Raw genomic sequence first — 13565 nt, 5'->3', positions numbered from 1 at the left:
ACAAGTATGGAAAAAGAGGAAATGCTAAAAATAATTAAGGATAATATCAGGAGCCAGATAGCACTGGATATTAAAGACAACAGTAAGGGAGTATCCGTTTCATCAAGTAAGGTTGGCGGGAACCCTTCTGTTCCTGCTGGGTTTGAATGGCCCACATACCATGCTGATTGGTTTGAGGAAGATGAATATGTACCGCTGACTTTCTTTGCCCAGTTTAATATGGAGGAACTTGCTCAATATGACAAGGATGGTATTTTCCCCAAGAAGGGAATGCTTAGCTTTTTCTATTGTGTGACTGATGAAGATCTTTTCTATGGAACAGATCCGCGTGATAAAGGGTCTGCCAGGGTGTTTTATTTTGAAGATACAGAAAGCCTTGTTCCGGCAGAATTTCCTGAAGAACTTTCTGAAGAATTCAGGATTTCTGAAAAGGCTGTTTCTTTTAAGGAAGGAACAAGCTATCCTACATCAGAAGTTTTATTTGACAGATATGAAGGTTTTAACTGGGATGATTACCATGAGTGCATGGAAGAAAACGGCTTCTTTGATGACGAAGACTATTGTACTCAGAAGCTTTTGGGACATGCAGATTATGTACAGCACTGCGCCGAGTATTACTGCGAAATGCTCCACCGCGGACTTGATGCAACATTCCCTGATGGCCAGGTAATAACTAAAGAAGATGAAAAAGCAATGTACGGAGAGGTTGAAAACTGGGTTCAGCTTCTTCAGATAGATCCGGGTTCATCTGAGTATGATGATGTTATATGCGTAGACGGGAATATACATTTCTTCATAAAAAAAGAAGACCTCAAGGCATTGGACTTTGAAAAAATCCAGTATATCGCGGAGTGTTCATGAAGGCGGTGGAAGGTGTAATTAAAAACATTTTGAAATATAACTGAGACGGGCAAAACGGAATCACGGAGACAGAAGAAAGATTATGCTTAAAGAATACAAAATTACTGAAGTAGAAGAAATAAAAATACATGGCAGGACAACTGTGTCCTCTGGCGCAGTAACTCTGTTTTGGACAGGCTCAGGGATAGAGATGAATATAAGGGCTTCTGAAGTGAGAATACGCTACCATGCTGATTACTCAGTATTTGAGCCATGGATTGATGTTGTTATAGGTGGTGTAAGATATCAGAAAAGACCACTTGAAAAGGGAACTCACGAGATAACCGTTTGGAGAGGGGCAGCTGCAGCGGATGGCGGAGAAATACCATTAAGGAATATAAGAATTATAAGGGATACTCCTGCCATGGGAGGCGATGGTGATAACCTTTTACAGATTGAAGCAGTTATTATGGATGGATTCTTTGAAAGGGTTGCTGAACCAAAGCTTAAGATTGAATTCATCGGAGACAGCATTACCTCAGGGGAAGGCTGCATGGGTCCTGTCTGTGAGCAGGACTGGAACAGCGCCTGCTTTGATGCTGTGGATAATTATGCATATATGACTGCCAATGCACTTGGTGCAGATTATGAGGCATTTAGCCAGAGTGGATATGGATTTATGTGGTCATGGTATGGAAATCCTAAGGAAAGCATGCCACGTTTCTATGATCAGATATGCGGGCTTGTGTCAATTGGTAAAGCATCTGAGCTTGGTGCTCACGATAAGTATGATTTTTCTTCTTTTGCTGCTGATGTGGTTGTGGTAAATCTCGGGACAAATGATGCGGGTGCTTACACTCTTACCGGACATGAATGTGCAAGGGACATGGGGGTTGACAATACGCATTACCTGAATGAAATGGGTGAAATATCTGCTGATGATGTGATAATGCTAAAAAAAGGTGCAAAATTATTTTTGAAAAAGATTAGGGAAAAGCGTCCAGAAGCTGTGATTATATGGGCTTACGGAATGCTCCTTCAAGACTCAGATTCTATTAATGAACAGATGCCCAGACTTCTGTCAGTGGCAGTAGCTGAATTTTTAGAGGAGGAAGAAGACAGTAAGGTATTTTATCATCAGCTGCCACCAACGCTTGATACAGAGTATGGTGCAAGATCGCATCCCGGATATATGGCTCACAAAAAGGCTGCAGACTCATTGGTGAAGAAAATAGAGTCTGTAGGTTCAGATGGCATTTTTTCAACGCTTCCTGTAACAAAGATGGTAGAGAACATGACAAAAGAAGGAATACCTTCTGAGCTTTCATATTCAGCAGGAGCTTATGTATGCAATGATCTCTTTTATAGGATAATGAATCACTTAAAAGCAAAGACTCTTGATATCTCTGCAGGATTTATCCATGTACCTAATCCAGCTGAATCTGATGCGGAAACAAAAGCTGAGCTTGGCATAGATGAAATCGCCAGGGGGATTCAGATATGCGTAGAGACTGTTTTGAAAGAGGTTTGACTAATATGTGGCGGACTTTTACTCTGTTTAAAGGACCCCAACAGTACTTTGATATCTACTGGAGATGAAAACGATGTCGTCTATTGATTACGATTGCTTATTAACAAGTGAATACTATAACGAAGATACGTTGGATAAAGCTGTAGAAAACTATTTTTCATGCAAGTTGAGAGTTTCAGAACGATTTGGCAGTACTGTATATATGGAAGCACAGGCAGGAGAGAATCTTTTATTTGGTATATACTTGATAAATTACGAAAACGAAGCGGTATGGGATTCAGATATTATAGGCAGGGATTATCATTACCGTCAGTGCGTAAGCATAGCACTTGACAAAGAACATGCAGACATGGGCATAGTTGCAAGTGTGATTGATTTCTTTCTTAAGCTTCAAGATAAAAATAAGCAGGAAATGCTGGTTAAATCCCATGTCCATGATGATATCTGTCATGTAATGGAAGGAAAGATTACCTGGAAAGAATCATTCTACAGACAATACAAAGAGCTGTTTACAGGGATTCATATGTGGTAAAAACCTGATTTTGATGGGGGTCAGTATGAATGACAAAATTTCTTTATCAGTATCTCAGAGTGAGTTTCTTTCGAAAATCATTGCTATTCCTTCAGTTGGAGGACTTCCAGAAGAAGGAGCTCCTTATGGAGTAGAACCCAGAAGAGTGTTGCAGACCTTTCTGGATGAGGCAGAAGAAAAAGGTTTTCGAACAGGAATTGAAGGTGAAAGAGTCGGATGGGCAGAGTTTGGCGAAGGAGAAGATCTCATTGGGATCATATGTCATCTTGATGTTGTGCCTGTAGGAGACGGCTGGGACTCAGATCCATTTACTCTTACTATAAGGACCGATGAAACTGGTCAGGAGGCTCTGTATGCAAGAGGCATTGTCGACGATAAAGGGCCTGCCTGTGCTGCTTTTTTTGCCATGGTGGAACTGGCAGAAGAAAACAGGATTCCCCAAAATTACAGAGTTAGACTTATTTTGGGGACGGATGAGGAGCGTGGCTGCTCATGTATACAGTACTATGCAAAGCATGCTGAGATACCGGCCTTTTCTATCACTCCGGATTCGATATTCCCCGTAATATACTGCGAAAAGGGTATTATACAGCTAAAAGTATTTGGAAAGAATACACATAATCTGAAAGCTTGTGGAGGAAGTGCTGTCAACATAGTTCCTGCATCAGCTTTATGTGATATTAATGGCAAAACAATAACTGCGAAAGGAAAAGCAGCACATGCTTCCAAACCGTATCTTGGAGAGAATGCCATAGAGCTGCTGGTCAAAAAAATGGAAGAGCAGGGAGTAGATATTAGCGATTATCCTGTCATTAAGTTTGTGAGAGATTTCGATGTTTCAAACTATACTGGCTGTACAATATCGGGGGATTATGGTGATCTGACTTATAATATAGGTATGCTTAAAGCAGGAGAAAAAGGCTGTGAACTGTGGATGGATTTCAGAATTCCCTATGACGCCAATCAGGAGTCTTTTATAGATAAGCTTACAAAAAAGGCTTCAGAATACGGTCTTGAAACTGATGTGACGATAAATATGCCACCGCTTCTTAAGGATAAAGAATCTCCGGAGGTCAGAATGCTTTCTGAAATATGGAAAAGACACATTGATAAATTCACAGAATTCAAGAATGAATACCTAAATATGCACACTGAGCCAAGGACGGTAGGTGTAGGTACATATGCAAGGCATATCCCAAACACGATAGCTTTTGGAATACAGGCCCCATGGAAGACTGATCAATGTCACCAGGCTAATGAGCATGTAGCGACTGCCGACTATTTGCAGTGGATACAGATTATCAGAGAATATATCTTGGAAGTCGGGAGGTACATTGTTAGATGAAAGTATTTGTTAATGTAATAACTTTAGATGATCTGTTTGCATGATAAGTTCTACAGACATGTAAAACCCCTATTTACTTCAAATGAGTAAATAGGGGCATTTTTTGTAATGATGTGGCATCTGCACATTCTACTATATACGTGTAGTTTGTCTCCTCAAATCATAATTATTTGTTGATAGCTTTTATAAGCTTTTTCTTAGCATTACCTTTTACACCTTTGATCTTAATGGTGGCGCCTTTGTTAATCTTTTTAAAAGCGCTCTTGCCTATCTTAAGGTTCTTATTTGCCTTTATGATAATCTTTTTCAGCTTTTTACATTTGAAAAATGCCTTTTTACCAATAGAAGAAACGTTTGAGCCGATTGTTACGGTCTTTATCTTCTTGTTGTTCTTGCATGCGCTTTCAGCAATGGCTACAACAGGATAGTTTTTTCCGTCGACTGTAACGGTATCAAGCGAAGCCTTCTTTTTGGAATCTATTTTTGTTGCTGTGGCCTGTCCGTTAACATCAATATAATAGGTGATGTCATCGACAGTTACTGTTGTTGGAAGGGCCGGAATGGCTGGCTTACTTTCCGCTTTTGGAGCAGCCTCATCGGGATCACTGTTTTTAGAAGGAGCTGTAAAATCAACTATGGCAGGATCTGAAGTCTTATATACATTAAAATCACCGGAACAAGTTCTTACCCTAAAGATAGGTGTTTTTGTTATGACGTTTACAGAATTAAATCTGGGGTCAACACTGCATCTGTTGTATGGTGTCTCTACAATATGATAACATCCGTCATTTTTCCAACTTACTTTATATCTAAAATAGTCGGTATGTTGCACCGGGTCTAAATATTTCACCTCAACATTTTGTGGCTTTGCCATTCTTTTTGAGATAATTGGAGTAGTATAAGTGGAAATAACATAATTTGGATTATTTTTGTATTTATTGATATATTCATAACCTACTTTTTTTTCTTTGCTGGAAACTACATGGAGGTTGATTTGATAAACGTTGTAATTACGCTCATTAAACAAAAGTGTAGAGTAATCCACAATTTCGTTTGCTTTGTAAAATTGGTTCACTTTTCTTGCTTCACATGTAACACCTTTAAAATATCCGGCTTTTCCGTACTCACCCTTTTCATGAAAGCACTCAAGGATTACAGTGTAGTAGCCATCTTCAGCTGCTTTGAAATGAACATGATCCTTAACAAACTTTACATCTTCTGCAGGTTTCATTGTGGTTGCTGCTTTTGAAGTCATGGATGTACATCCAAAAAGAATCATCACAAAAGCTGTGATGAAGAATAAAAGATTTCCCAAATATTTCTTCATTTTTGATATTCCCCTTTAACTTTTCTTCAATCTGCAATATTGCATTGTCCCCTCAAGGAGCCATTATATCAAACATTATGGCTTAATCACAATATTTTTGGGTTTGAAGAATAAGGTATTCAAGGTTACTGAGATTGCATCCGGAGCTTTCAAGAATAGCAAGAAGCTTAAGAGTGTAACCATTGGAACAAATCTGATCAGGAAAAAACACTTTTGCAGGAAGAAGCATTTGGCAGTGCTGAATGGATATCTGAAGTAATAAGAAAGGTATGTAACTAAAAAGTATGAAAAATTTTGCCTACTGGAAGATACTTGTAGATTTTTCTGTTGAATGGATTAATCGCAATAGAAAATCATGACGCATTTATTCAGTTGTAAAATACGAAGCAAGCTGACTATATAAAAGCTCAATGGCCTGTGATGTTGTACTTCTATGCCAAGCCATTGATATAGGCAGATTTTCGCATAAATTCAAGGTATGTATGCCTGGATGGTGGATGCCCTGATACCAGCCATCCAGTACAGCAACTCCAAGTCCATTTTCTACATTGGCAAACACAGTAGAAATATTTGGTACTGCTGTGAATTTGGGAATAAATCCATAGGGGCGGAAGAGGATTTCTATATCCTGACATAATTCGCCTATTCTGGGATCATCCACCATATAAAATGTATAATTGCAAAGATCCTTTGGACTATTTATCGTTTCACAATTCGGGATAAGCTCTGAATATACAATGATTCTATCGATAGAAGTGAATTTTCTTCTTACAAATTCAGTTCTGTTCTCAAGATAATCATCGGTTGTAATTATCGCATCGAGACGCTTATCCTCAAGAGAATGAGTTAATTCTTTAAAGCCCAGACACTCAAATGTAATCTGAAAATCTGGATCAATGCTTTTGCATCTTTTGACCACTTCCGGAAGGAAATAGGATACATTCCAGCCTACGTTATATCCAAGGCGAAGGATGGTTGTAGATGTTGAAAGCATACGTCTTATATTGGTAAGCTCCGCATTGAATCTCTGAAAAAGATTAAAATAGATTTTCCCAGATTCTGATAAAGCTATATTACGGCTGTTTTCGCGGACAAATAAAGTAGTCCCCAGCTCCTGTTCAAGAGCGGAGATATAGCGGCTCACTGCTGGCTGCGGCAGATATAGATTCTATGCTGCCTTTGTAAAGCTTAAATGTTTACCTGTTTCTAAAAAGCATTCAATCTGTTTATCATTCATATCAGTATAATACCAAAGAAAAAAGCGGCTTAAAAGACGCTTTTTCTGTAAAGGTAGGTTGTTATGTGGTTTATTACTACAGAGATAGTAAATGGCGACCTCAAACAAGACTCTTAAGGATATATACACCATCATGCATTGCATTTAAGTAGATATAACCTCTATCATCAACTACAACATCCTCAGCTGTACCAAGCGGTTTATTAGGCATCTTCACATCGAAGCAAAGCTTCTCCGGATTCGGAGGAATGAAGTATGCGATTTCCTTGGGTACGTAAGGATCAGAGATATCATAAACTCTGAGCCCTGCATGGAAGTAGCAGTCGTATGCGCGGTCTTTATTATTCTCAATCCATGGTTTGCCAGTCATTGGCTCATGCAGATTGTGAGGTCCAAATGAAGTAGGGAAATCATCCCCAAGCTGATTGAAGTTCTTGTAAGGGAAATCCTCAGGAACTTCAGGATAAGGAAGAATGGAGATAAGTACCGGATCTTCCTTGTTGCTTATATCAAACATCTCGATTCCGCAGAAGGAATGAACACCAAAATGCTCATACTGCTCGCGCCCGTAGGTCCACTGACGCTCACCTTCCTGCATACCGATAGCATAGTTTGTGCCTAAAACGGGCATGAATGTATGACAAAGAGCACCACCAAATTTTGTTGCAAAAGGAGGTGTCATCTTGCATTCACCGATGACCTGAGGCCATGCGGGATTTGAGATATCAAGAATCTTAAATCCACCACCGGCACAGCTAAGATAAGCGGTTTTCTCATCATCACCAACATAAGGGAAGTGAACAAAACCAGGGTAGGTATTGTAGCCCTGCCAGCCGTTCCATTCCTTATTTCTTGTCTTTTCAGTCTGATTTCCAAAGAACTGTCCGGGATTCCACCAGCGTCCAACTTCAGTGGGATTTGTCGGATCTGAAATATCTACAATTCTATAGATAAAATCCTTGAAACCTACTGCTGTAGCAGACAAATGCATATATTTTCCACCATTATAGGTGAAGCGGTGTACGCCTGACCCCGGTGTTCCCTCAGGTTCTCCTGTTGACCAGAATGAAAGCTTCTTAGGGTGCTCAGGATCTTCCTTTAAAGAGAAGATATGAACTCCGCCAGGAGCAGGTGTGAAATTCTCAGGTGCAGGACCATGAAGGAATTCAAGACAATTTCCATTGGAAACTATCATAAGATCATCTGCAATCTGAATCTTGGGAGTGGACATATATGTGTACTTCTCCGGATCCATAACAGGCATATACTGTACATGTCTGGGATTTGCAGGATCAGTTACGTCAAGAATCTCAACACCATTTCCGTAAAAACATCCACCATATAAGTAGTATTTTCCGTCAGCAGTTTTGTAGAGCTGTGACTGGAATAAGTAGTGATTGTCGCAGTCGTGATGTGACAGGACTTCCATATTCTTTATATAACCCTCATTACCGGGACTTTTCGCATAGAATTTTTCACTCATTTGCTAACCTCCTTCAAAAGAACGATATGTTTCCACAATAGTAATTCTTAAAAAGCAAAACAGTCCAATGCCAAATTTGATATCAAAATCATTCATTTTTGGCATTTTTTATTGATCGAATCCTGTGCCTATAATTTTTTTGGCAAGAAACAAACAATTTAGGAGGTTTTGTATGGCATACGATTTTAGCTTGATGAGAAGTCTTATCTATGTAGGACTTGCAAAAGAAGAATACAGATCTAAGCTCGAGAACTGGCTCTATAAATACCATGTTCCGGAGAGCATCAGTAAGTTTTCCCCTTATGTAACAAAATACGCATTTTACCAGGCCTATCCCACTCCGCCTGAAGGAGACAGATTTGGTGCCAGAAAGATGCAGCTCACAGAGCATTACTGGCTTGTAAATGAGCATCTTCCTGAAATGGCTAATAACATTTTCCAGGAATATATGCCTATGGATGTTCTCAGATGGCAGGGATGCATTCCTGATGTAGATTCTGCGACTGTACATAATAATGCAGAGTCAGGTGATGCAGGAAGAGCTGTTGGCGGTGGTGATTTCCCGCCTTTCATATTTGCATTTATCCCGATCAACTGGGAAGAGGATTTCAAAGGAAAAGACAGAACACCTGAAGATGGTGCTAACTATCGCTGGCAGTTCCTTATTCAGTATCCCGAAGGATGCTCAAAGGAAGAGGGTGAGAGATGGTTCCATGAGGAAATCGTTCCTTTCTTTACAGGAAGTGTACGAGTAAACCGCCTTGTAAGTAGTAAGGTTGCAGTTAATTATGGTGCTCCTACAGCACAGTTCGACAGAGTTGTGGAGGTTTGGTTTGATGGTCCTGAAGAATGGCATGAGCTTTGTGTAAACCTTGCAAAGGAAAAACTGAAGAAGCCTGAGTGGGCCCAGCAGGATGAATTCCCATTCTTAAAGCCTCAGCACAATATCGCTTCAGTATTCCTTGGTGACAGATGCACATCTGACAATCTTTCACAGTACAGAGGATATCTGACTCTCAGATAAGAGGCTTTTATGAAATTTATAGAAGAAGCAATTAAAAGTGGAAAAACCAATTACATATTGATAGGCGAAGCTGGTTGCGGAAAAAGTGAGATTGCTCTGAATCTTGCGAAATACTTCGCAGAAACTCAGCAAAAAGAAGTTCATCTATTTGATATGGATATGACAAAGCCACTTTTCAGATCAAGAGATTTACTACGATCAGAAGAATTTGCAGGAATTCACTTTCATTTTGAAGAGCAGTTTTATGACGCACCGACTGTGACAGGCGGTGTCAGAAGGCTAATGAATGATCCTGACTGCATCGTGGTGATGGATGTAGGTGGTGATGATATCGGAGCAAGATCAATTGGCGGATTCATGATGGGAGCAGACAAAGATGCGCTCTGCGTAATGTATGTTCTCAATTATTTTCGCCCATTCTGCCAGGATATAGATCATATTAATCAATTCCTGTCAGAAATATTGACGGTTTCAAGGCTTACCTTGGATGATGTCCATTTCATAGACAACCCCAACGCCGGAATCACAACAACCTTGGAAGAAGTCATATCCGGCGCTGAGGAAATGAATGGTCTTATTTCTACCTACCGGCCCATAGAAATGCTTTGTATAAGGGAAGATATGGTGGATGAATTCACTCATTCAGGCGCGGATGATCCAATGCCGCTTCATCTTTATTTGACATATGAATGGTTAAAAAACTAGGAGGTTTCAAATGGCAAAATTTAAGATTAACGTTGTTGCCGAGCGTTGCAAGAGCTGTGGTTATTGTATAAAGTACTGCCCCAAAAACGTATTGGAAATTGGCAGCGAAGTAAACGCTAAAGGCTACGAATACGTAGTGGCAGCAAGAACAGATGACTGCGTGGGTTGTCTTACCTGCGGCAGAATTTGCCCTGACGGAGCAATTGAGATTTATAAGGAGGGTGAATAATATGGCAAGAACATTTATGAAGGGTTCAGAAGCAGTAGCAGAAGCAGCTGTTAGAGCCGGATGCAGATTTTTTGCAGGATATCCCATCACACCTCAGAATGAGGTTCCTGAGTATTTCTCAAGACGTCTCCCTGAGGTTGGTGGCAATTTCGTACAGGGTGAGTCTGAAGTAGCATCCATCAACATGGTTTATGGTGCTGCATCAGCAGGTGTCAGAGCTATGACATCTTCAAGTAGCCCTGGAATAGCACTTAAGAGCGAAGGTATTTCATATTGTGCATCAGCACGTATTCCTATGGTGTATGCAAACTTCGCAAGAGGAGGCCCGGGCGTTGGTTCAATCCAGCCTGCTCAGATGGATTACTTTGAGGCAACAAAAGCCGCAGGAAATGGTGGTTTTCAGATGATCGTACTTGCTCCTTCAACAGTTCAGGAAGCAGTAGATCTCACAGTTAAGGCCTTTGAGCTTGCAGACAGAGACAGAAATCCCGTACATCTCCTTGCTGATGGTGTTATCGCAACAATGATGGAGCCTGTGGAGCTTCCTGAGATGATGCCTGAGGAAAAGGTGAATGAGATCAGAGAAAACAAGAAAAAATGGGCACTTGTAGGTCATCCTCTTGATTATAAGAACCGCTCATGGATCCAGCCTGGTCAGTGGCAGACAACAAAGATGCAGGAATGCAATGAAGAAGCTGCAGCTATGTATGAATCCTGGAAAACAAAGGATGTAATGGTTGAAGAATACAAGGTAGATGACGCTGAGATTGTTATGACAGCATACGGTATCTCTGGAAGAATTGCAAAATCCGCTGTAGATATTCTCAGAAACAAGGGAATCAAGGTTGGCCTTATCAGACCTATAACACTTAATCCTTTTCCTACAGAAAGCTTCGAGAAGCTTGATTATTCAAAGGTAAAGGCAATCCTCGACATCGAGATGTCAATACCTGCTCAGTACGCTGAAGATGTTGAGGCAGTTGTAAGAAAGCGCTGCCCTGTTGAAAAGTGTCTGTGCTCAGGCGGAAATGTGATGTCAAGAGAGGCTGTGCTTGAGGCTGTAATGAAGATAGCGGGACAGGAGGCTTAACATGGCGGAATTATTATATAGCAGAACAAAAACTATTCAGGAAGACAAGGTATCCGGCTTTTGCCCTGGATGCATGCATTCCACAGTAATGAAGCTCATCGGTGAAGTAATCGATGAGATGGGAATTATTGATAAAACAGCTGCGGTTCTTGGTATCGGATGCTGCGGACTTCAGATGGATTACATGGCTTATGACAATACAACAGCTCCTCATGGAAGAGCCTGCGCTGTAGCGACAGGCCTCAAGAGAGCAAATCCTGACACTATCTACTATACATATCAGGGTGATGGCGATCTTGCTTCCATCGGTCTTGCAGAAACAGTATCTGCAGCTAACAGAGGAGAGAATTTCACAGTTATTTTCGTTAATAACGGAATTTATGGTATGACAGGCGGACAGCTTGCACCTACAACACTTTTTGGAATGAAGGCTTCTACAGCTCCTAATGGAAGAATTGCAGAAGAACATGGCTATCCTATGCATGTATGCGAGCTTCTTGATAAGCTCACAGCTCCTCAGTACCTCGTAAGAACAAGCTGTAACACTCCTGGCAATGTCTTAAAGACAAAGCAGGCTATTAAAAAGGCTTTTGAATATCAGATTGCCGGAAAAGGATTTTCACTTGTAGAAATCGTTACAAGCTGTCCTACAAACTGGGGAATGGATTCACTTAAAGCATTGGATTTCCTTGAGGAAAACATGCTTAAAGAATACCCTCTCGGTGTTATCAGAGACAGAGGCATGGAGGTGACAGATGGAAACTAATTTATGTGTAGCCGGATTCGGCGGACAGGGTGTTATGACCCTTGGAAAATTTCTTGCTTCTGCAACATGTGATTCTACAGATAAGAATGTAACGTTCTTTCCTTCCTATGGTGCGGAGCAGCGCGGTGGTACAGCTAACTGCTACGTGGTTATTTCAGATGATATGATTGGTGCTCCTTTGGGAGATGTGATGGATGACCTGATCGTTATGAATGGCCCTTCACTCAACAAATTCATCGGAACACTTAAAAGTGGTGGAAGACTTTTCATTAACAGCTCAATCGTAAAGGACAATATTGAGAGAACAGATATTGAGATCATCGAAGCTCCTGTAACAGAGCTGGCTCTTGAGATGGGCAATTCCAAGGTACTGAACGTTATCATGCTTGGTGTTTATGTTGGATATACAGAGGTTGTTGCTCCGGAGATAGTATGGGGAACAGTAGAGCACAAACTTGGCGGAAAGCCCAAGCTTCTTCCCCTTAACAAGGCAGCTTTTGATAAGGGACTTGAAATTGGTCGTGCTGCAAGAAAGGAATAAACAATGGTTTTTCATAATTTTGACGAACTGATAGCAAAAGTTAAAGGCGCACCGGATAAGAAAATCATGGCTGTAGCCTGCGCAAATGATGATCATACTCTTGAGGCAGTTGTTAATGCCAGAAGAGAAGGCATCATTGAGCCTTTGCTTGTTGGTGATAAAAAGATAATCCACGAGATTCTGGAGAAGCTTGGTGAGAGCATCCCTGAGGAAAACATCTTTGATGTACCTGAAGATGATCTCCAGAAGGCTTGTGAGACAGCAGTTAAGCTCGTTCGCGAGGGTAGAGCAAACTTCCTTATGAAGGGCAAGGTTGATACAAAGATAATCCTTAAGGAAGTAGTAAATAAGGAGTATGGACTTGGTACTGGCAAGCTTATGAGCCACTTCACCATGTTCCAGATTCCCACTTATCACAAGCTGATTCTCCCTGTGGATGGCGGAATGGTTACATATCCTGATCTTGAACAGAAAAAGCAGATCATCGAGAACACTGTAGAAACACTTCGTTCCATGGGATATGACTGCCCTAAAGTCGGTGTTCTTGCATGTGTAGAAAAGGTAAATCCTAAGATGCCCGAATCTGTAGAAGCAGCTCAACTCCAGGAGATGAATGAAAAGGGTGAGATCAGAAACTGTATCGTAGAAGGTCCTATTCAGTATGACTGTGTTATGAGAAAAGACCTAGCAGATTTCAAGGGACTTAAGTCACAGATAGCCGGAGATCCTGACATTCTCATTGCTCCAAACATTCACGCAGGAAACATCATGGGAAAAATGTACTCAATCAGCTGTGGCGGAAAGATGGCAGGCTTCATCGTAGGTGCAAAGTGCCCTATCGTAATGGTTTCAAGAGGCTCTACTGCTGAAGAAAAGTATCTTTCAATCGTTGTTTCAGCAGCTGCAGCTCAGTAA

At 40.9% G+C, this 13565-nt stretch carries 15 protein-coding genes; 12 read left to right on the top strand and 3 right to left on the bottom strand.

The features are described from left to right. The first annotated feature begins 6 nt into the window (after positions 1–6). The 4 genes from G601_RS0111670 to G601_RS0111655 all read left to right on the top strand — a co-directional run bounded on the left by G601_RS0111670 (position 7) and on the right by G601_RS0111655 (position 4248). Positions 7–861 carry a DUF1963 domain-containing protein gene (locus tag G601_RS0111670; RefSeq protein ID WP_026665470.1) on the top strand — a complete coding sequence of 285 codons (855 nt, stop codon included), beginning with the start codon at positions 7–9 and terminating at the stop codon, positions 859–861. Between the two features lie 82 nt (positions 862–943). Continuing rightward, complete coding sequence (locus tag G601_RS23010; RefSeq protein ID WP_051205782.1) at positions 944–2371, top strand: pyroglutamyl-peptidase I family protein; 1428 nt, start codon at positions 944–946, stop codon at positions 2369–2371. 73 nt (positions 2372–2444) lie between these two features. Next, the gene (locus G601_RS0111660) at positions 2445–2903 is read left to right on the top strand and encodes a hypothetical protein (protein ID WP_026665469.1); all 459 of its coding nucleotides are present in this window, start codon (positions 2445–2447) and stop codon (positions 2901–2903) included. A 25-nt stretch (positions 2904–2928) separates the two neighbouring features. Further along, complete coding sequence (locus G601_RS0111655; protein ID WP_026665468.1) at positions 2929–4248, top strand: Sapep family Mn(2+)-dependent dipeptidase; 1320 nt, start codon at positions 2929–2931, stop codon at positions 4246–4248. A 166-nt stretch (positions 4249–4414) separates the two neighbouring features. Here G601_RS0111655 and G601_RS0111650 read toward each other — a convergent pair whose 3' ends face one another. Beyond that, positions 4415–5527: a leucine-rich repeat protein gene (locus G601_RS0111650; protein WP_207638048.1), complete on the bottom strand. Its 1113-nt coding sequence runs from the start codon at positions 5525–5527 to the stop codon at positions 4415–4417. A gap of 151 nt (positions 5528–5678) precedes the next feature. Here G601_RS0111650 and G601_RS26140 point away from each other — a divergent pair, with 151 nt between their 5' ends. Beyond that, on the top strand, positions 5679–5834 hold the full coding sequence (locus G601_RS26140) for a hypothetical protein (protein ID WP_155834523.1): 156 nt from the start codon (positions 5679–5681) through the stop codon (positions 5832–5834). Positions 5835–5939: 105 nt separating this feature from the next. Here the strand turns inward: G601_RS26140 and G601_RS0111640 are convergent, their stop codons facing one another. Further along, a complete protein-coding gene (locus tag G601_RS0111640; RefSeq protein WP_255346202.1) occupies positions 5940–6734 on the bottom strand; it encodes a LysR family transcriptional regulator in 795 nt (264 codons plus the stop codon). A 178-nt stretch (positions 6735–6912) separates the two neighbouring features. Further along, entirely contained in the window at positions 6913–8295 is a 1383-nt protein-coding gene (locus G601_RS0111635; RefSeq protein WP_026665465.1) for an LVIVD repeat-containing protein, read from the bottom strand. A 172-nt stretch (positions 8296–8467) separates the two neighbouring features. On the opposite strand from G601_RS0111635, the gene G601_RS0111630 reads away from it, so the two are divergent. The 7 genes from G601_RS0111630 to G601_RS0111600 are packed head-to-tail and all read left to right on the top strand — an operon-like array spanning position 8468 to position 13565. Then, complete coding sequence (locus G601_RS0111630) at positions 8468–9319, top strand: hypothetical protein (protein ID WP_026665464.1); 852 nt, start codon at positions 8468–8470, stop codon at positions 9317–9319. Between the two features lie 9 nt (positions 9320–9328). Next, a complete protein-coding gene (locus tag G601_RS0111625; protein WP_035790709.1) occupies positions 9329–10024 on the top strand; it encodes an ATP-binding protein in 696 nt (231 codons plus the stop codon). Between the two features lie 10 nt (positions 10025–10034). Further along, positions 10035–10253, top strand: a complete 219-nt coding sequence (locus tag G601_RS0111620; protein WP_026665462.1) for a 4Fe-4S dicluster domain-containing protein — start codon at positions 10035–10037, stop codon at positions 10251–10253. A 1-nt stretch (position 10254) separates the two neighbouring features. Next, positions 10255–11343, top strand: a complete 1089-nt coding sequence (gene vorB, locus G601_RS0111615) for a 3-methyl-2-oxobutanoate dehydrogenase subunit VorB (RefSeq protein ID WP_026665461.1) — start codon at positions 10255–10257, stop codon at positions 11341–11343. A gap of 1 nt (position 11344) precedes the next feature. Beyond that, positions 11345–12109 carry a thiamine pyrophosphate-dependent enzyme gene (locus G601_RS0111610; RefSeq protein WP_026665460.1) on the top strand — a complete coding sequence of 255 codons (765 nt, stop codon included), beginning with the start codon at positions 11345–11347 and terminating at the stop codon, positions 12107–12109. Further along, a complete protein-coding gene (locus tag G601_RS0111605) occupies positions 12099–12650 on the top strand; it encodes a 2-oxoacid:acceptor oxidoreductase family protein (RefSeq protein WP_026665459.1) in 552 nt (183 codons plus the stop codon). Before G601_RS0111610 ends, G601_RS0111605 begins: the two co-directional genes overlap by 11 nt. Before the next feature lie 3 nt (positions 12651–12653). Further along, positions 12654–13565, top strand: coding sequence for a phosphate acyltransferase (locus G601_RS0111600; RefSeq protein WP_026665458.1), 912 nt, complete (start codon positions 12654–12656; stop codon positions 13563–13565).

Source organism: Butyrivibrio sp. FC2001 (assembly GCF_000424125.1).
Classification (GTDB): domain Bacteria; phylum Bacillota; class Clostridia; order Lachnospirales; family Lachnospiraceae; genus Butyrivibrio.
Note: the sequence above shows the minus strand (reverse complement) of the source record. Positions and strands in the feature narration are given on the sequence as shown.

Bases quoted from the DNA above. Each gene is read 5' to 3' on its own strand.
- G601_RS0111635 (WP_026665465.1), bottom strand. From the start codon at position 8,295: ATGAGTGAAAAATTCTATGCGAAAAGTCCCGGTAATGAGGGTTATATA.
- G601_RS0111660 (WP_026665469.1), top strand. From the start codon at position 2,445: ATGTCGTCTATTGATTACGATTGCTTATTAACAAGTGAATACTATAAC.
- G601_RS0111670 (WP_026665470.1), top strand. From the start codon at position 7: ATGGAAAAAGAGGAAATGCTAAAAATAATTAAGGATAATATCAGGAGC.
- G601_RS23010 (WP_051205782.1), top strand. From the start codon at position 944: ATGCTTAAAGAATACAAAATTACTGAAGTAGAAGAAATAAAAATACAT.
- G601_RS0111610 (WP_026665460.1), top strand. From the start codon at position 11,345: ATGGCGGAATTATTATATAGCAGAACAAAAACTATTCAGGAAGACAAG.
- vorB (WP_026665461.1), top strand. From the start codon at position 10,255: ATGGCAAGAACATTTATGAAGGGTTCAGAAGCAGTAGCAGAAGCAGCT.
- G601_RS0111625 (WP_035790709.1), top strand. From the start codon at position 9,329: ATGAAATTTATAGAAGAAGCAATTAAAAGTGGAAAAACCAATTACATA.
- G601_RS0111655 (WP_026665468.1), top strand. From the start codon at position 2,929: ATGAATGACAAAATTTCTTTATCAGTATCTCAGAGTGAGTTTCTTTCG.
- G601_RS0111650 (WP_207638048.1), bottom strand. From the start codon at position 5,527: ATGATTCTTTTTGGATGTACATCCATGACTTCAAAAGCAGCAACCACA.
- G601_RS0111600 (WP_026665458.1), top strand. From the start codon at position 12,654: ATGGTTTTTCATAATTTTGACGAACTGATAGCAAAAGTTAAAGGCGCA.
- G601_RS0111630 (WP_026665464.1), top strand. From the start codon at position 8,468: ATGGCATACGATTTTAGCTTGATGAGAAGTCTTATCTATGTAGGACTT.
- G601_RS0111605 (WP_026665459.1), top strand. From the start codon at position 12,099: ATGGAAACTAATTTATGTGTAGCCGGATTCGGCGGACAGGGTGTTATG.
- G601_RS0111620 (WP_026665462.1), top strand. From the start codon at position 10,035: ATGGCAAAATTTAAGATTAACGTTGTTGCCGAGCGTTGCAAGAGCTGT.